General features: G+C 70.6%; 16 protein-coding genes. 8 read left to right on the top strand and 8 right to left on the bottom strand.

The window, feature by feature from the left end; all coding sequences use genetic code 11:
- Positions 1-218, bottom strand: a 218-nt coding sequence (locus QHF89_RS48345; RefSeq protein WP_284721947.1) for a hypothetical protein, incomplete at its 3' end; no start/stop codon positions are given.
- A 189-nt stretch (positions 219-407) separates the two neighbouring features.
- Positions 408-1,973, bottom strand: a complete 1,566-nt coding sequence (locus QHF89_RS48340) for a protein kinase domain-containing protein (protein ID WP_284721946.1) — start codon at positions 1,971-1,973, stop codon at positions 408-410.
- 147 nt (positions 1,974-2,120) lie between these two features.
- Between QHF89_RS48340 and QHF89_RS48335 the strand changes: the two genes are divergently transcribed.
- Both QHF89_RS48335 and QHF89_RS48330 read left to right on the top strand, forming a co-directional pair.
- Positions 2,121-3,659: a ferritin-like domain-containing protein gene (locus QHF89_RS48335; protein WP_136972915.1), complete on the top strand. Its 1,539-nt coding sequence runs from the start codon at positions 2,121-2,123 to the stop codon at positions 3,657-3,659.
- A 112-nt stretch (positions 3,660-3,771) separates the two neighbouring features.
- The gene (locus QHF89_RS48330) at positions 3,772-4,857 is read left to right on the top strand and encodes a hypothetical protein (protein WP_136972914.1); all 1,086 of its coding nucleotides are present in this window, start codon (positions 3,772-3,774) and stop codon (positions 4,855-4,857) included.
- 56 nt (positions 4,858-4,913) lie between these two features.
- On the opposite strand, the gene QHF89_RS48325 is transcribed toward QHF89_RS48330, so the two are convergent.
- Complete coding sequence (locus QHF89_RS48325) at positions 4,914-5,561, bottom strand: HAD-IA family hydrolase (RefSeq protein ID WP_136934463.1); 648 nt, start codon at positions 5,559-5,561, stop codon at positions 4,914-4,916.
- Between the two features lie 138 nt (positions 5,562-5,699).
- On the opposite strand from QHF89_RS48325, the gene QHF89_RS48320 reads away from it, so the two are divergent.
- A complete protein-coding gene (locus QHF89_RS48320; RefSeq protein ID WP_136972913.1) occupies positions 5,700-7,862 on the top strand; it encodes a hypothetical protein in 2,163 nt (720 codons plus the stop codon).
- On the opposite strand, the gene QHF89_RS48315 is transcribed toward QHF89_RS48320, so the two are convergent.
- The 5 genes from QHF89_RS48315 to QHF89_RS48295 all read right to left on the bottom strand — a co-directional run bounded on the left by QHF89_RS48315 (position 7,863) and on the right by QHF89_RS48295 (position 11,425).
- The gene (locus tag QHF89_RS48315; RefSeq protein ID WP_136972912.1) at positions 7,863-8,312 is read right to left on the bottom strand and encodes a hypothetical protein; all 450 of its coding nucleotides are present in this window, start codon (positions 8,310-8,312) and stop codon (positions 7,863-7,865) included.
- A 27-nt stretch (positions 8,313-8,339) separates the two neighbouring features.
- Positions 8,340-8,891, bottom strand: a complete 552-nt coding sequence (locus QHF89_RS48310) for a hypothetical protein (protein ID WP_136972911.1) — start codon at positions 8,889-8,891, stop codon at positions 8,340-8,342.
- Positions 8,888-9,448, bottom strand: a complete 561-nt coding sequence (locus QHF89_RS48305; protein WP_170229740.1) for an RNA polymerase sigma factor — start codon at positions 9,446-9,448, stop codon at positions 8,888-8,890. Before QHF89_RS48305 ends, QHF89_RS48310 begins: the two co-directional genes overlap by 4 nt.
- Positions 9,449-9,702: 254 nt before the next feature.
- Entirely contained in the window at positions 9,703-10,770 is a 1,068-nt protein-coding gene (locus QHF89_RS48300) for a hypothetical protein (RefSeq protein ID WP_136972909.1), read from the bottom strand.
- A 31-nt stretch (positions 10,771-10,801) separates the two neighbouring features.
- Entirely contained in the window at positions 10,802-11,425 is a 624-nt protein-coding gene (locus QHF89_RS48295; protein ID WP_136972908.1) for a hypothetical protein, read from the bottom strand.
- A gap of 146 nt (positions 11,426-11,571) precedes the next feature.
- Here QHF89_RS48295 and QHF89_RS48290 point away from each other — a divergent pair, with 146 nt between their 5' ends.
- From QHF89_RS48290 to QHF89_RS48270, 5 genes are all read left to right on the top strand, one after another.
- Positions 11,572-13,146: a YifB family Mg chelatase-like AAA ATPase gene (locus QHF89_RS48290; RefSeq protein ID WP_136972907.1), complete on the top strand. Its 1,575-nt coding sequence runs from the start codon at positions 11,572-11,574 to the stop codon at positions 13,144-13,146.
- A 55-nt stretch (positions 13,147-13,201) separates the two neighbouring features.
- On the top strand, positions 13,202-14,230 hold the full coding sequence (gene recA, locus QHF89_RS48285; protein ID WP_136972928.1) for a recombinase RecA: 1,029 nt from the start codon (positions 13,202-13,204) through the stop codon (positions 14,228-14,230).
- 54 nt (positions 14,231-14,284) lie between these two features.
- Positions 14,285-14,809, top strand: coding sequence for a single-stranded DNA-binding protein (locus QHF89_RS48280; protein WP_136934847.1), 525 nt, complete (start codon positions 14,285-14,287; stop codon positions 14,807-14,809).
- Positions 14,810-14,915: 106 nt separating this feature from the next.
- Entirely contained in the window at positions 14,916-16,580 is a 1,665-nt protein-coding gene (locus QHF89_RS48275) for a DUF4215 domain-containing protein (protein WP_284721944.1), read from the top strand.
- A gap of 23 nt (positions 16,581-16,603) precedes the next feature.
- Positions 16,604-17,602 carry an NADPH:quinone oxidoreductase family protein gene (locus QHF89_RS48270; protein WP_136972905.1) on the top strand — a complete coding sequence of 333 codons (999 nt, stop codon included), beginning with the start codon at positions 16,604-16,606 and terminating at the stop codon, positions 17,600-17,602.
- Positions 17,603-17,736: the final 134 nt, after the last annotated feature.

Below are 17,736 nucleotides of genomic sequence, written 5' to 3'. Positions count from 1 at the left end.
GCCGCCGGGGCGGCCGGCGCCTTTGCAGCCGGGGGCGGCGCGGCGGGCGCCGCAGGCTTCGCGGGCAATGCCCCGCCCGACTTCGGCGCGTCCGCTGCCGCGGGGGAGGCCACGCTCGCCAGCGCCGCCGCGAACCCGAGCGCGGCCCACGCCGCGCGACCCTGTTTCGTTGTGCGCCGGATCTTACCGTCCGGTGGAGCCAACCATCGTCGTTTCATGCGCCGGCATTGGAACGCACCCCCGCGCCGTTCACAAGAAAAAAGGTACGCCTATTCCGTGCCCCAGGCTTCCGTCCGCGCCGACCCCCGGTCGTCCCACCTTCCAGCCAATCCACGCCACACGCCACACGTGTCCCATGGCAGAAGAATATTTCGGTGGTGGTTTGTCGCACCTTATCGTTCTCGCATTCAACGCGCCTTGCGTCGCCGCTCGCCCTTCGCTGCCCGGAGGCCCGCCTCTTCCTCGGCGAGCGCCGCGAGCTCTGCGCGCTCTTCCGCCTCCCGCGCGTCCTTCTCGGGCCGCGGCAGCGCCTCGATCCGTTTTCCCCCGGCCGCGATGCGCATGCGTTCGCCCCCGTGCTTTCGGGCGAGCTTCTCCCGCCGGATCTCCTGCCGCAGGCGCAGCTCCGCTTCTTCCTCGGGGGTCGGATCGACCGGGAACAGATACTTCACCGCGTGCGCGGCGAGCCCGACGCCCCAGCCGAGCACCGGGAAAAACCACCAATGACCTCCCACCGTCACCATGTCGAGCAAGAAAAAGAACACGCTGAAGACGCCCCACATCGCGACATGCTGCTCGAGCTTCTGCTTCTGACGGGCCCGCCGCGCGGCCTTCCCTTCCCCCGGGGCCGGGGCGGCCGGAGGCGTCGCGGGGGGCGCCGGTTCGAGCGCCGGCTTGAGCGCCACGAGCGCCGCGCGGAGTTCCTCCTCCTCGACGCCCACCTCCCGCGCGGCCGCGGCGAGATCGGCATACGCGTACTTGCCCCCCGCCGCCTCCAGCTTCGCCTTGCGCTCGAGCGCGAGCGCGATCGCCTGCCCGAGCTCCTGCGTGGAGTAACGCCCCGCCGTGATCGGCCCCGACGAAGGCCGCGGGGCCACGCGCGGCTCGCCTTTCGGTCCCTTCGAATCCGCCTCCTCTGCGAGCGGTTCGAGCAGCTCCACGAGGTCGTCCATCGACCCGTACCGCTCCGCCGGCGAACGCGAGAGCGCGCGGCCGAAGACCTCTCGCACCACCGCGGGCACGCCCTCGGCCCGCATCGGCCGCGGCGGCTCGGACATCATCGCCGCCACGGTCGAGAGCGCGTCGTGCGCGTCCCAGGGCCTCGTCCCCTCGCAGAGCTCGTAGCCGAGCACGGCCCACGAGAACTGATCCGTGCGCCCGTCCGCGGACTTCCCGCGCACCTGCTCGGGTGCCATGTACATCGGCGTCCCGCTCACGCTGCTCTTCGTGGCGAGGGACGCCGCGGTCGGCTTCGCCGTGGGCCCCGCGGGATCCACGGGCGCCTGGCTGCGCCGCGCAATGCCGAAGTCGAGCACCTTCACCCGCCCGTCGCGCCGGACCATCACGTTCTCGGGCTTGATGTCGCGGTGCACGATGCCCGCCCGGTGTGCGGCCGCGAGCACGCGGGCCACGTCGACGAGCCAGCGGAGCTTGCGACCGACGGGCACGCTCGGATCGCCGACGTAGGCGCGCAGCGTCTCGCCTTCGACGAGCTCCATCGCGATGAACGGCTGCCCTTCCCACGCGCCTGCGTCGTAGATGGCGATCGCGTTCGGATGATCGAGCGCCGCAACAGCCCGCGCTTCACGCAGCGCCCGCGCTGCGGCCTCCTCGTCGCCGGCCGCGAGCGTCTTCAGAGCGACCTTCCGATCGAGCTTCAGATCGTGGGCCCGATACACGACGCCCATGCCGCCCTCGCCGAGCACGGCTTCGATCTCGAAGCGGTTTGCCACCACGTCGGAAGCTTTCAGCATACGGCGCGCGAGGGTAGCGCCCGCCGCGTCCGCGCGCGAGTCTTCGATGCGACGCGAGCGTGCGCCGGATCTCGACACCATCCTTGCCTTCCTTTGCGACGGCGGGCGCCTTAGGATCGGCCCCTCACGCCACGAGGAGGAACCCTCATGCACGATCGATTTGCTTTTCTTTCGTTACGCCTCTCGCTCTTCGCCGCCCTCGGCCTCTCCGCCATCGCTTGCGGAACGACCGTGGAGAACGGCGGCTCCGGTGGATCCGGGGGCGCGGGCGGGGATCCGAGCACCAGCAGTAGCTCCAGCAGCAGCACGAGCTCGAGCCAGGGCGGCGGCTCGTCCGGCTGCGTCGGCGGGACACCCATTCCGCTCCCGGACGGCTCCGACAGCGGCTACGTGCGCTGCGACGACGGCACGATCCACCGCGCCGCGGCCGTCGCATGTGATCCCACGATCAACGCGGCGGCCTGCGACGGCACCGAGATGTTCAAGGAGTGCACGTCGGACGCCGACTGCACGGCCAAGCCCCATGGCAAGTGCATCCACCGCGACGCGAACTTCGAAAGCCCCGGGCCCTCCTGCGGCTGTGAGTACTCGTGCGCGAACGACGCCGAGTGCGGGGCCGATTCGGTCTGCGTCTGTCAGGGCGTCGTCGAGAATGACGTCGCCTGGTCGCGCTGCTCGGCCGTCGCGAAATGCGCGACCGACGCCGATTGCGCGAGCGGCGAGTGTGGCATCACCTCCTTCCACGACGGCTGCTTCCAGCAGATCGGCCTCGCCTGCCGCGCGGATACGGACGCTTGTCGCGTGGACGCCGATTGCATGGCCGGCTACGCCTGCGCGACGCTTCCGTATAGCGCGGTCGGAGAGGCCGGCACGTTCAACTGCGAGACGCAAAACTGCGCGATCGGCCGCCCCTTGCTCGTCGCCGGCGCGGCCCGCACCGCGCCCGCCGCGGCCCGCGCCGATTGGATCCTCGCTGAAATCACGCCGGACACGGCGTCGCTCGATCCGGCCGTCCGGAGCGCCCTCGCCGAGGCGTGGACCGAGATCGCCGCGCTCGAACACGCGTCCGTCGCGAGCTTCGCCCGCTTCACGCTCCAGCTCATGGCCCTCGGCGCGCCGCCCGAGCTGCTCTTCGCCGCGCAACGGGCCGCCGCCGATGAGGTCGAGCATGCCCGCGTCGGGTATGCCCTCGCGAGCCGGTATGCCGATCGCCCGATCGGCCCCTCGAAGCTCGATCTCACGGGCGTCCCGCTCGAGACCGACCCGCGCGTCGTGCTTGCCTCCCTCATCGAGGAGGCTTGCGTGGGCGAGACGATCGGCGCGGCCGAGGCGCTCGCGCTCGCGGGGCTCGTGCGTGATCCCGCGCTGCGCGAGGTCCACGCGCGGATCGCCGAGGACGAGCAACGTCACGCCGAGCTCGCCTGGCGCACCTTGCGCTTCCTGCTCGCCGGGGCCGACGAGGACACGCGCCGCTTCGCCCGCGCCACGTTCGACCGGGCGATCGAGGCCGCGTCCGCGGAGCCTTCCCTCCGGCGCGCCGTCGTGGCCGAGGATGTTGGCCTTTTGTCCTCCAAGCAAATCGGCGCCCTCCGCCGCCAGGCTTTGCGGGACGTCGTGCGTCCTTGCGCCGACGCGCTCCTCGCGCCTGCCGCGGCGCCGGTCGCCTTGGCCGACCTCCATGCCTGAGCGCCTCCGCGCGCGCCCGTGACTCCGCGCGGCTCTCGGGTCCACACCCCATAGCCGCGCGGTTCTCCCTTGACACAAGCGTGAAACATCCGGTCTGCTGGACTCTGACCGCATGCTGCGCCGTGCCCGCGCCCCCATGGCCCTCGGCGGCCTCGCGCTCCTCGTGATGGGGCTCGCGGTCTTGTCGCTGGGCTCGCGATCGGCGCCCATGGCATCGGCGGCCGTGCAGGTCGAGGCGCCGCTTTCCCCGCCTGCGCCTCCGCCTCTGCCCGCGCCCCCGCCTGCGAGCGTGTCTCCCGCAGCGGTGCCTGCGGTGCGGGCCCCCGAAACGCCGCCCGCGCCTCCGCCTCCCGCGAATGCAAAGCCGAGCGAACGCGCCGACGCCCATTTTGATCGTTCCTGGCGCGCGCCGCTCGCCGGCGGGCTCTTGATGTTCCCGCCGTCGTGGTCGTCGGAGGACGGCCAGTACGACCTCGTCCTCCACCTCAACGGCAATACGGATCTCGTCGAGGAAAACTACGGATACGCGGGCGTGAACGCGGTCGTGGCCATCTTGAACCTCGGCGTCGGCTCGGGCGTCTACGAGGACAGGTTCGCCGATCCCGCCGGCCTCCGGCTCATCCTGTCACGCGCGCAGGACGTCATGGTGGCGCGTGGCTTGAAGAATGCCCGCCTCCGGCGCATCGGCCTCTCGGCCTGGAGCTCAGGGTACGGCGGCATCATCAAGATCCTCCAGCATGAGGAATTTTTTGATCGAATCAACGCGATCGTCCTCATCGACTCCATTCATTGCGGGTACGACCCCCACTCGAAGGCGCTCAAGGTCGATCAGATCGAGCCCACGCGCCGCTTCGCGAAGAAGGCCGTGGACGGGAAGGTCCTGCTCTCGATCGTGCACTCGGAGATCGAGACGTACGGGTATCACAACGCGCACCGCACCACCGATTTCGTGCTCGCCTCGGTGGGCGTCTCGCGGACGCCGACGAACGTCTGGCAGCCTTTGCCGAAGGTCCCGGCGATGAAACATGTCGTCCCGAACGCGTACATGAAGCCGCTCGATCCGCTCACCGAGGCGCACCGCGGCGCGCTCCACGTACGAGGGTACGGCGGCACCGGCCCCTACACGCACATGCTGCACCTCATTCAATTCTCGACGACCGCGCTGCCGGATCTCGTGGCGTTCTGGGGCAAGCCCTGAACGAGGTCCGGCCCATCCGGGCGAACCACGTCCGGGTTTGGCACGAAAAAATCGACTCAGCCGAGGACCAGCGGGACGATGTCCTCGGGTTTTTCCAGCCAGTGCGAGGGTTCGGACGGGGCGAGGTGGGCGCGCGACATCGGTCCCCATAACGCGGCGCCCGTCGCGACCCCGGCGCTGCGCCCTGCGTGCATGTCGTGCAGGCTGTCGCCCACGAAGATCGCCTCCTCGGGCCGGGCTCCGAGCTGCGCGAGGGCGAGATCGACCGGCTCTTTGTGCGGCTTCGGGTTCGTCACGTCATCGGCGCAGACGAGGACCGAAAACACATCCGAGAGCCCCGCGACGTCGAGCCCGCGCAGGGTGCTGTGCCGGTTCTTGCTCGTCACGACGGCGATCTTGACGCCCGCCTCGGCGAGCGCGCGGACGCAGGGGACCGCGCCGGGGTAGGGCCGCACGCACGCGTCGTGGTGCGCGAGGTTGTACGCTCGGTACGTCTCGATCATCGCGAGCACCGCCTCCGGGTCGTCCGCGAAGCCGGCGAGCTGCGCCTTGAGCGGCGTGCCGACGCCGCGGAGCAGCACGTCGTCCTCGCACGGAGGCAGGCCGTGGACGGCGAACGTGTGGTGATAACTGTCGAGGATGAGCCGGATGGAGTCGATCAGCGTGCCGTCGAGATCAAAGAGGACCGTCTTGTATCGCCGCATGAGTGCCGCGTCATTACCACGTTCCCGTCCGGGCGCACGCGGCGCATCGGGGCGGAAGGAACTCCGGAGATTTCGGGGAACTCACCGAGGCGCGGCGTGTCCTTGCCCCGACCGCCCACCCACCTCGAGGCCCCTTCGATGCTTTCGACTCCCCGCTACTTTTCCGCCATTCTTGTCACGGCGCTCCTCGCGACGAGCGGGCATGCGTTGGCGCAGACCGCGCCGAAGCCGCCCCTTCCCCTCAAGACCGTGCGCCTCTACGAGTCGGGGGTCGGTTACTTCGAGCGATCGGGCAGGGTCGGCCGCGACGCCGGCCTCGCGCTCCCCGTGCCGGTCTCGCACCTCGACGACGCGCTGAAGACGCTCGTCGTGCTCGGGACCGACGGAAAGACCAGCGTCGCGGGCATCGAGTTCGCGAGCAGCATCAGCGTGGAGAATGGCCGGGCGCTCGCCGGTTTGCCCGATGGATCGGGCCCCGTCACGCACGCGAGCCTGCTCCGCAGCCTGAAGGGCGGCGGCATCGAGCTCCGCACGGCGCGCGAGACCGTGAAAGGCAAGCTCGTCGACGTGCTCGATCCCGAGAACGGCGAGCCGGGCCCGTGCGTACCGATCGCCGAGGGCGAGGCCCCGAAAAAGCAGGGCGAAGGCGCGCCCGTCCCCTGCGTGCCGCGCAAAGAGACGACGTTGCTCGTGCTCACCACGGAAGCCGAGATCCGGAAGTTTTTCCTGTCCGATGTGGTCGGCGTCAAACCCACGGATCCTGCGCTCGCGGCGCGGCTCGGCGCGAGCGCGTCCGTGTCCTCGACGCAAGGCACCTTGGCGCGGCGCGATTTGCGGGTGCTCGCGGAGAGCACGTCCGACGTGACGCTCGGGTATGTCGCGGAGGCGCCGGTCTGGCGCTCGACGTACCGGATGGTGCTCAGCGACAAGGAGCAACGCGGCATTTTGCAGGGCTGGGCGCTCGTCCACAACGACACGGACGAGGAATGGAAAAAGGTCAAGGTCGAGCTCGTCAATGGCCGCCCCGATTCGTTCCTGTATCCGCTCGCCGCCCCGCGCTACACGCGCCGCGAGCTCGTCGCGCCGGCCGAGGCGCTCTCCACGGTCCCGCAGCTCGTCCTCCAGACCGCGGACGCGATGTGGAGCGAGATGATCGGCGATACCTTCGGCGCCGGCGGGCTCGGGCTCTCGGGCCTCGGCGAGGGCGGGGGCGGGCGCGGGGAGGGGATCGGGCTCGGTCGCGTCGGCACGATCGGGCACGGGAGCGGCACGGGGACGGGAAGTGATCAGGGGTCGAGCACGGTGCTCTCCGTGGGGGATCTCGCGAAGGTGGCCGAGGCGGAGGGCATGGAAGCGGGCGCGCTCTTCCGGTATTCGATGCCCCTCCCGATCGACCTCCGGGCGCACGGCTCAGCGCTCTTGCCGTTCCTGCAGCAATCGATCTCCGCGCGGCGGCTCGTGTGGTTCGGGAGCGTGTACGACGTCGGCCGGAGCGCGGCGCGCATCAAAAACGACACGAAGCAGACCTTGCCCGCGGGCCCCATTTCGTTCTTCGCGGACGGCGGCTTCGCGGGCGAGGCGCAGATCGACCGCCTGAAGCCGAGCGAGAGCCGGTTCATCGCGTTTGGCACGGACATCGACGTCGAGCTCGCGCAGAATGACTTGCTGGTCACGGAGGAGGTACAGCTCGTCGAGCTCCAGGGCGATCAGCTCGTCGAGCATTTCATCCGGCACACCCGCGTCGATTACACGGTCGAGAACCGGAGCGGCGGGGCGCGGACGGTGTTTTTGAACCTCGACCTCGTGCGCAACGCCACGGTGACCGGCGCGGACGAGCTCGATTTCGACGTCGTGTCGAACAAGCCGCTCGCGGTGTTCGCGAGCGAGCCGCGATCGAAAAAAGTACGGCGCGTCGAGGCCGACGAAGGGCTCTCCCGGCGGACGCTCGTGAGCTCGCTCCATCCGAGGGGGCTTCGGTCCATCGCGGCTGCGCCGAAATTGAGCGCCGCGCAACGCGCCTCGCTGGAGGAGGCGGCGAAGCACCTCACGGACGCGGAGGCGCGCGAGAGCCTCTTGCCGAAACGAAGGGCCGATCTCGACGAGCTCGTCCAGGATCTCGGCCGGCTGCGGGGCTACCTCGCGGCGACGCGAGCGAAGAACGACGCGGAGAAGTTCACGGCGCAGATCCTGGAGAAAGAAGCCCGCGTGAAGGAGCTCCGCACGCGGATCGCCAGCCTCGGGACCGAGGCGGAGGGGTACCGCGGGCGGGCGCGGACGGCGCTGGCGAAGCTCCATCGGTGATCATACGCCCGGTGCCTCCTCCCGGCTCGACGACGCCCACGTATGTTCGAGCCGCGCGAGGAGCAGCGGCCCGGCGATCCGCTCGAAGCCGGCCCGGAGCAGATCGTTCGCGGTCGCCGGCTCGACGATCCCGTCCGTCGCGACCGTGACGTGCGGAATGGCATTCTCCGTAAAACCACTTTCGAGGAGCGTCCCGTCGCCGAGGAGGAGCCCCACGACCACGGCCTCGATCCCGCCGTCGTCTCGTCGCGCGTAGCCCGTGACGGCGAGGGTGAACGTGCGGCCGAGGTCGTTCGCCGTGAACGGAGGCGGCAGATCGGCGGGGTTTTTCGTGCCATACCGGACCGTGCAATGGTGGGCGATCGGGCGAGGCAACGTGCAGAAGCCTCGCCGGAGGGTCTCGGCGGAGGCCGGATCGAGGACGAGCGCGAAATACCCGTCGGGGTGCATGGCTCGACCCGAGCTTAGCGGAGAACGTCACCGCGCGCCGCGCGAAGCATTGCGCAGCCTCTCCAGGAGGACGCGAGCCAGGCGGCGGAGCTTCTTCCAGAGCGATGGGGATTCCACCACGGCGGCGTCGAGCGGCGCGGGCGCCTCGGGCTCGGCCGTCTCCGCGGCCCAAGCGATGAGGCTTTCCCGCAAGGCCGCGGGTGCCGGGGCGCGCGGCGCGAGCGCTTCGAGGACGCCGTCGAGCTCCTCGGGGAACGGCTCCGACGTCTCTTCGGCCCAGGTCACGAGCTGCTCGCGCAACGCGTCCGGCGCACGCACGTCGGGGTCGGGCGCGAGCGCCGCGAGCACCGAGCGCAGGATCGGATCGGAGGCCGGCTCCGGCTCCGGTGCGGCGCTCGGCGGGGGCGCGGGCGGGACGAACGGCGCGGGCATCGGGCGCGGCGCATGTGGCTCGGTGCGCTTCTTGGCCGCCTCCCGGACGTCGTTGCGCGGGCGGACGAAGAGCGTGATGAGCTTCGCGAACCCCGTTTTCGGCGCGGGCGCCTGGGTTTGTCGCTTCCTCGCCTGCGAGCGCTTCATAACTCGCCCCCGGACAGCTTGAGTTTTTCGATCAGCCGCGAGAGCCGTGATTTCACGGTCCCGAGCGGGATGGAGAGCGCCTGCGCGATGTCATCGTAGCTGAGATCCTCCTGGTATCGGAGCAAGAGGAGCGCGCGATCGGTCTCGTTCAGGTCCTTCACCACGCCGCTCACGCGCTCGGCGCGCTGCCTTTGCTCGATGCGCGAGATGGGGTCCGTGCTCGCCGGGTCCGTGGCCTCGTCCGCGCCCGGCTCCTCGAACACCTGGCGCTCCCGCTCCCGCCTCCGACGCACGTCGATCGCCTTGCGCACCGTGATCTTGACAACCCACGCGTGCTTGTCCTCGACGGACGCGTCGTACCGGTGCGTGCGCATGGCCACGATGACCGCCATGAAAGCCTCCTGGGCCGCGTCGTCGACGTCGGGGCCGGCGTGGAGGACGCTGTGGACCCACCCGTAGATGAAATCCGCGAGCGTGCCCCCCGCCACCCTGTCGCCCCGAGCCGCCGCTTCCAGCAGCTCGACGGTGATGCGGTGTGTTGCTTGTCGCTTGATCATGAAACGTCCGGGCCTACCACGAGCGAGCGCGGCGGATGGTTCCCTCATTTCGAACGTCGCGACGTCGCGACGTCGCGACGTTCGAAATGGAGCGTCCGGGCGTACCACGCAGGAGGGGTCGGATGGTTCCAGCATTTCGAACGTCGTGACGTCGCGACGTTCGAAATGCTGCGTCCGGACGTACCACGAACGAGGGCAGCGGATGGTTCCCTCGTTTCGAACGTCGCGACGTCGCTCCCGGCCCGCCGGGCCCTTCAGCGCCGCTCGGGCAAGACGATCACGGTCCCCTCGGACGAGAGCTCGAGCCTCCGCCGCGCCGCTCCCTCCGTCATTTCGACCTCCATCTTTCCGGGCGCGACGACACGCGCCGTGGGGCGCTTCGGCGTTTTTCCGGACGGGCGCCCCACCGCGATGGGCGCGGGCCAGAGCTCTTTCCCGCGCTCGTCGTACCGCATCGCGAACACGGCCTCCTCGCGCCGCGAAAGCGGCCCTTCGGCCGTGCCCGCGCCGACGAGGACAAACGTATCCTCGGTATCGACCAGGATCCCCACGGCCGCGCCCGGATCCGGCTTCCACGGGAGCGTCAGCCCCGAGCGGCCCCACGCGCGCATGCCCCGCTCGTCGATCCGCGACGCGCGCGCCTCGCCTTCGCCCGCGGCCACGACGACATGCCCGTGCCCGGGCCAGTACAGCGCGGAGATCGCCTCGCAATGGGGGATCTCCACGACCTCGTAATCGGCGAAGATCCCGCCCTCCGAGGTCCAGGCGCGGAGTGCCGCGAGCCCGCCCGCCGCGTCGCAAAAGGCCACGCCGACCGACGCCTCCGGGCCCCGCACGACGGTCATCTCCCGCACGCCCGGCACGACCCCCGCGAGCGGCATTTCCTTCGTCCACGCCCGCGTGCCGTCCGCCGCGACGACCAGCACGAGAGGTTTGTCGGGCTGGGACGAATCCTGGATCAAGAGCGCCTGCCGATCGCCCGGGAGCGTCTCCACCTGCAACGAGAGCGGGAGCCCCACGTGCTCCCCGAAATGCGAGAGGACGGCGTCGCGATGCAGGGAGAGCCGCGGATCGTCTTCGATTCGCTTGACGTCCGAGCGCCGGGGTTCGGTCGCTGGCAGCGAATGATCGGAGGGCCCCTCGGGCGCGGGCGCGAGGTCGGGCGGCGAAGGCGCGGGATTCGCAGCCGCGGAGGTGGTCGCCGCGGGCGAAGCGTCGGTCCCTGCGTCGGCTGGCGCGGCGCTCTCGTCGCGGCGGCAGGCGGGGAGAACGACGAGCGCGGCGGTGACGAGGAGCGTACCTGACGAACGCCTTCGAATCATCACGCGGAGTGTACCGCCCGGACGAGCCGCCTCAAGGACCGTCGAAGGTCGCGACCTCGGAGACGTAGGCCTCGTCGCCGCACGTGCTCACGAGGACGAGTGAACGAGCGCGTTGCCGCGGCAGCGGGAAAAACGCCACGAGGTGCGTGCCGCCGTCCTCCCCGCGCTGGTGTTCGGGCGCGACGAGCGTGGTCTTCGTGCCGTCGAGCACGACGACCGTGGAGGCGCAGCCCTTCGCGTCCGCAGGCAAATCCGTGGTGCAGGACTCGTTCGTGCACGCGAGCGGCAGGGGCCGCGGCGGGGGCGCGTGGGCCGGATCGAGATCGATCGCCGCGTGAAGCGAGCCGTCCTGCTCCTCGATGCGGAAATCACGGCCGGGCACGAGCACGCGCGGGCGCATCCCGGGCACGTGGACGAAGAGCGGAATGTGGTCCGGGGGCACGCTCCGCGCGCCGTACGTCCCGACGAACCGGCCCGACGTGTCCACGGGGAAAACGCTCTTCGCGCCTTCGAGCGGGACCACGAGCGCGGCGTCGGTGGCTCGGGGGAGCCGGATTCGCCCCTCGACGTGGACGCGGGAGGTCCGGTCGCACCCCGCGATCACGAGCGCGCCGAGCCCGAGCACGACCCTGGATCGAACGAGGCGACGCCCCATCGGCGACGACCCTACCATGCGCGCGGGGAAGGGGGGACCCCTGGCGGCCGCCAGGCGGAAATCCGCGCCGCCACCCCGCGCCGCTCGAAAACCGCGGGTTTTTCCGCAGGTCTCGGTCCGGCACGGCGCTCGCAAAAAGGGCGGGCATGCAGGCGACGGCCCTGACCTTCCTCCTCGTCGGCCTCGACGCGTTTCCCGTGCGCGTCGAGGTGGACTCCGGCCGCGGGCCGGCGTCGTTCCAGCTCGTCGGGCTCGCCGAGGCGAGCGTGCGCGAGAGCCGCGTCCGCGTGCGCGCAGCGCTCTCGCAGATCGGCGTGGCCCTCGACGAGCACGTGATCACGGTGAACCTGGCGCCCGCCGATCTGCGCAAGAGCGGCGGCGCGTTCGACCTGGCGATCGCCATGGCGGTGCTCGGCGCGCTCGGCAAGGTGCCGGGCGAGGCGCTGCGCGGGCTCGCGTTCCTCGGCGAGCTCTCGCTGACCGGCGCGATCCGGCCCGTGCGTGGGGTCTTGCCCGCGCTGCGCGGCGCAGCGGCGCGGGGGCTCGGGCGCGCGGTGGTCCCGCGGCACAACGGGGCCGAGGCGGCGAGCGTGCCGGGCATCGACGTCCTCGTGGCCGACCACCTCGGCGACGTCGTGTCGGCCCTCGCGGGCGGAGGCGACCTCCCGTCGGCCGGGCCGCGCCCGTCGCTCGCGACAAACCACGCGGAGGCGGCCGTGGATCTCGCGGAGGTGCGGGGCCAGCACGTGGCGCGGCGCGCGCTGGAGATCGCGGCGGCGGGCGGGCACAACCTCCTGATGATGGGCCCGCCGGGCGCGGGCAAGACCATGCTGGCGCGTCGGCTGCCGACGGTCTTGCCGCCCCTCTCGTACGACGAGGCCCTCGAAGTGACGGCGATTCACTCCGTGGCCGGGCTCCTGCCCTCGGATCGAGGGCTCTCGCAGGCGAGACCCTTTCGCGCGCCCCACCACACCGTGAGCCCCGCGGGCCTCGTGGGCGGGGGCGAGCCGATCCGGCCCGGCGAGGTCTCGCTCGCGCACCACGGCTGCCTCTTCCTCGACGAGCTGCTCGAATTCAAGCGGAGCGCGCTCGAGGTGCTGCGGCAGCCGCTCGAAGATGGCCTCGTCACGATCTGCCGCGCGCAGAGCCGCGTGACGTTCCCGGCGAGGCCGCTCGTGATCGCCGCGGTGAATCCATGCCCGTGCGGGTTTTTCGGCGACGAGAAGCGCCGCTGCGCCTGTTCCTCCGAGCGCGTGCGAGCCTATCGCGCGCGGCTCTCCGGTCCGCTCCTCGATCGGCTCGATTTGCAGGTGCCGCTGCCGCCCGTGGACGTCTCGCACCTCGGGGGCAAGGAGCGCGGGGAGGCGAGCGGGGAGGTGCGGCGGCGCGTGATCACGGCGCGGGCGATCCAGGCGGCGCGGCGGGAGGCGGGCGAGACGAGCGTCCTTTCGAATGCGGATCTCGGCCCGCGCGACGTCGAGCGGGTGGCGGCGCCGGACGCGGCGGGCCGGACGATCCTCGGGCAGGCGGTGGAGCGGCTCGGCCTCTCGGCGCGGGCGTACGGCAAGGTGCTGCGCGTGGCGCGGACGATCGCGGACCTCGACGGCGGCACGCCGGTGCGGGCGAGCCACGTGGCCGAGGCGATCCAGGCGCGGCTGCTCGATCGCGACGGCGTGGCGGCGGTCGGGCGCCAGGCGATCAGGAAAAACGATTTTTCTTAGCAACTGGATTCGGCGGCGGTCGAAGTAACGGGCAAGAAAGGCGGATAGACCGATGATGACGGAGCTCTTGGAGAAGATGCGGACGGTGAAGACGGTCGTGGGTTCGATCGAGAAACAATTCGGCAAGGGGGCGATCATGTCGCTCGGGGACGAGGCGGAGACGGACGTGCGGGTCATCGGCACGGGCGCGATGGCCCTCGACGCAGCGCTCGGCATCGGCGGATATCCGCGCGGCCGGATCGTCGAGATTTACGGCCCCGAGAGCGGCGGCAAGACGACGCTCACCCTGCACGCGATGCGCGAGGCCCAGGCTGCGGGGGGCGTCGCGGCGTTCATCGACGCCGAGCACGCGTTCGACGTGAGTTATGCGCGCGCCGTCGGGGTCGACACCGAGCGCCTGCTCGTCTCGCAGCCGGATTGCGGGGAGCAGGCGCTCGAAATCGCGGAGACGCTCACGCGCAGCGGCGCGGTCGACATCGTCGTGGTCGACTCCGTGGCGGCGCTCGTGCCCAAGGCGGAGATCGAGGGCGACATGGGCGACGCGCACATGGGGCTGCAGGCGCGGCTCATGAGCCAGGCGCTCCGCAAGCTCACGGCGATCGCGCACCGGACGGGCACGACGCTCGTGTTCATCAACCAGCTCCGGCAGAAGATCGGCGTCACGTTCGGCAACCCCGAGACGACGACGGGCGGCAATGCGCTGAAGTTTTACGCGAGCATACGGCTCGACGTGCGCCGCATCGGTCCGGTGAAGGTCGGCGACGAGGCGGTGGGCTCGCGGACGCGGGTGAAGGTGGTCAAGAACAAGCTCGCGCCGCCCTTCCGCGAGGCGGAGTTCGACATTCGCTGGGGGACGGGCGTCGACGCGGCCTCGGACCTCATCGATTACGGCTGCCAGATCGGCATCGTCGAGAAGAGCGGGGCGCACCTCTCCTTCGGCGGTGAGCACCTCGGGCAGGGGCGCGAGCGCGCGCGGGAGTCGCTGCTCGGGAACGAGCGGCTCCTTGCCGCCCTGCGCGCCGCGGTGATCGCGGGCTCGGAGGCGCGCGTGGGCGCGCGGGGGGCGGCGGAGAAGGCGGCCTGACCGGACAATTCAGGAAAAACCATTCGAACGAACGACGAAGGAACGGAGGACGACATGAGCGACGGCATGAACAGGGTGGTACTTCTCGGCAACCTCGGTGCGGATCCGGAGCTCCGGTATGCGGGCAGCGGGACGGCGGTGCTTCAATTCCGGATGGCGACGAACGAGTCATTCCTCGACAGGAACCGCGAGCTCACGGAGCGGACCGAGTGGCACAGCGTGGTCGTCTTTGGCCCGCGCGCGGAGGGCCTCGCCCGTGTGCTCGCCAAGGGGTCGTGCGTGCTCGTGGAGGGGACGCTGCGGACGTCGAGTTACGAGAAGGACGGGCAGAAGCGGTACAAGACCGAGGTACACGCGCGTGACATCTGCCTCGCGGGCGGGCCCTCGCCGGCGCCCGCCCGCGAGCATGCCGGGGCGCTGCGGCGCGACGTGGACGACGACATCGCGCCGGTGGAGATGCCGCCCCCGCAGGGGGAGCCCGAGGACCCGCCGGAGCCCGCGCCGCCGGCCCGACCCCCGCGGAAACGGAACGGCGCGCTGCCGCGAAAAACGGAGATGGTCGAAGAGATGCCGTTCTGAAACGGGATGGGGGGCGACACGGCCCGGGGCGCGTGGAAAACGCGGCTCGGGCCCGCGGCTCGGCCCTTGTGGCAGCCCGTCCCCCGTGGCAAATGTCGAGCATACCATGGCACATCGACTTACCACGACGCCACTCCTTGCCCTTGTCTTCGCTGGTTTCGCTGCTGCCAGCGGTTGCGGTCGATCGTTCCCCGGCACCGGCGACAGCGGCTCGGACGGCGGCGGAGGGTTCGCCGGGCACGGCGGCGGCGGCCTTGGTGGTGTCGGTGGCGTTGGCGGCGTGGGCGGCGTCGGTGGTGTTGGCGGCGTGGGTGGCGTGGGCGGCGTGGGCGGCGTGGGCGGCGTCGGTGGTGTGGGCGGCGTCGGTGGTGTGGGCGGCGTCGGTGGTGTGGGCGGCGTCGGTGGCGTGGGCGGCGTGGGCGGCGTCGGCGGCGTCGGCGGCGCCATGGGCGTCTGCGGCGACGGCATGCTCGACGTGGGCGAGCAGTGCGACGACGGCCCGCTGAACAGCGACACCGGCGCCTGCAAGCCCACGTGCGAGAAGGCGGTTTGCGGCGACGGATTCGTGTATGCGGCGGCCGAGGCGTGCGACGACGCGAACGAGATCGACGGCGACGGCTGCAACCACGACTGCGTCGGCTCGGGCACGGTGCTCTTCACGCAGAGCCACAGCATTCCGAGCTCGACAGGCGAGGAGATCACGAGCGTCCGGCTGGACAACAAGGGCAACCTCATCGTCGGCGGGCTCGTCGGCTTCGCAGGCAATCCGGACCATTACGACGGGTTCGTGGGCAAGCTCGATCCGGCGGGCAACCCGATGTGGATTGCCCTGGTCAGCGGCGCGGCGGGCCGCGATGACGCGATTTACGGCGTGGCGGTCGAACCCTCGGGCAACATCGTCGCCGTGGGGTACGAGTCCCTCGCCGACGGGACGACGAACGCGATCGTTCGTCGATACGACACGAACGGCGGGCTTCTGTGGTCGCAGAGCTACGACGGCGGGATCAACGGATACGATTACGCGTGGGGCGTCGCGACGCTGGGCGGGGGGCACGTCTACGTCGCCGGGGCCTTGATGGCGAACGCCAGCGGGAGTGATTTCGCGGTGCAGAAGTTGTCGATCCAAGACGGCTCGATCGTGGGGCAGTATCTCGTGGACGGGCCAGGCAAGGCCACCGATGCGGCGCAAGGAATCGCGCTCGACGGCAATTTCGTCTACGCCGTCGGTTATGTGACGAATGAGGCGGACTCGACGGACGTCTTGGTGACCAAGCTGGCGGCCGGCGGCGCCAGTCTGACCGAGTCGTGGACGCGCACGTTCAATGGCGCATTGAACGGCGACGATTACGCGTTCGCCGTCGCGGTCGCCCCGGATGGGAACCTCTTCGTCGGCGGCGCCGAGACCACGAACCTCGGCCGCGACGCCTGGCTGCGCAAGTACGATTCGAACGGGGAGGTGCTCTGGACCGAGACCCACACGAGCCAGGTCCCCGCGGGCCTGGACGCGATCTACGCCGTGGCCACCGACCCGAGCGGCAACGTGATCGTGACGGGCTACGAGATGACCCCCACGCTCTCGACGGACATCTGGACCCGCAAGTACGATCCCTCCGGCAAGGAGCTCTGGACCAACGTCTACGGCGGGGCAGGGGACGGCGCCGATTATGGCGAGGGGATCACCACGAACAGCGCCTCCGAGGTCTTCGTTGTGGGCACCGAGCTCACGACGAACCAGGGCTACAACGCCTGGATACGCAAGTACGCGCCCTGAGCAGAAGGACCCACGCACCCACGATGAAAGCCGTTCTTTGCAAGGCCTTCGGGCCCCCCGCGTCGCTCGTCGTCGAGGATCTCCCGAGCCCCACGCCCGAAGCAGGCCAGGTGGTCGTCTCGGTCCACGCGGCCTCGGTCAATTTCCCAGACCTCCTCGTCATCCAGGACAAATACCAATTCAAGCCGAGCCTGCCCTTTTCGCCGGGCGGCGAGGTCTCCGGGATCGTCACGTCGGTCGGCGCCGGCGTGACGTCGCTCGCGGTCGGGGATCGGGTCGTCGCCTGGGCGCCGTACGGCTGCTTCGCCGAGGAGGTCGCGCTGGGCGAGGGGCAAGTGATCCAGGTGCCGGACGGGATCGACCACGTCACAGCCTCGACGCTGCTCGTGGCCTACGGGACCACGCACCACGCGCTCGTGGATCGGGCGTCGCTCCGGGCCGGCGAGACGCTCGTCGTCCTCGGCGCAGCCGGCGGAGTAGGCATCTCCGCCATCGAGATCGGCAAGGTGCTCGGCGCGCGGGTCATCGCCTGCGCGTCGAGCGACGACAAACTCGAGGTGTGCCGGGCACGCGGAGCCGACGAGGTCGTGAACTACAGCCGCGAGGACCTGAAAGCACGGCTCAAGGCGCTCGCGCCGAACGGCGTCGACGTCGTCTACGACCCCGTCGGCGGCGCGTTCGCCGAGCCAGCGCTGCGCGCAATGGCCTGGCGCGGTCGTTACCTGGTCATCGGGTTCGCCGCAGGCGACATCCCGAAGATCCCGCTAAACCTCACGCTGCTGAAGGGGTGCTCGATCGTCGGGGTCTTCTGGGGTTCCTTCACGATGCGCGAGCCCGAGCGTTATCGCGAGGGCCTCGCCGAGCTCTTCGGGTGGGTACGAGAAGGCCGCATCCAGCCGCACATCGAGCAAACCTATCCCCTCGAACAGGCAAGCTCCGCGCTCTCCGCGATGGCCGAGCGGCGCGTGAAGGGCAAGGTCGTGCTCGTCACGGCGCGCGAGGCCGCCGCCTCGGCACGTTAGGCGCGGAGCTGGGGCTTTGCCCCAGGCCCCAGGAGGGGGCTGTCCGCCCCCTCCACCCCGGACCAGCCAGGGGCTGGACCCAAGCTCGATGAACTGCGCGATGCGCAGTTCATCGAACAGGCCCGGTCAAGACC

Source organism: Polyangium sorediatum (genome assembly GCF_029946465.1).
Taxonomy (GTDB): Bacteria; Myxococcota_A; Polyangia; order Polyangiales; family Polyangiaceae; genus Polyangium; species Polyangium fumosum.
The sequence above is the reverse complement of the archived record's forward strand: the minus strand, read 5'-3'. Positions and strand labels throughout refer to the sequence as shown.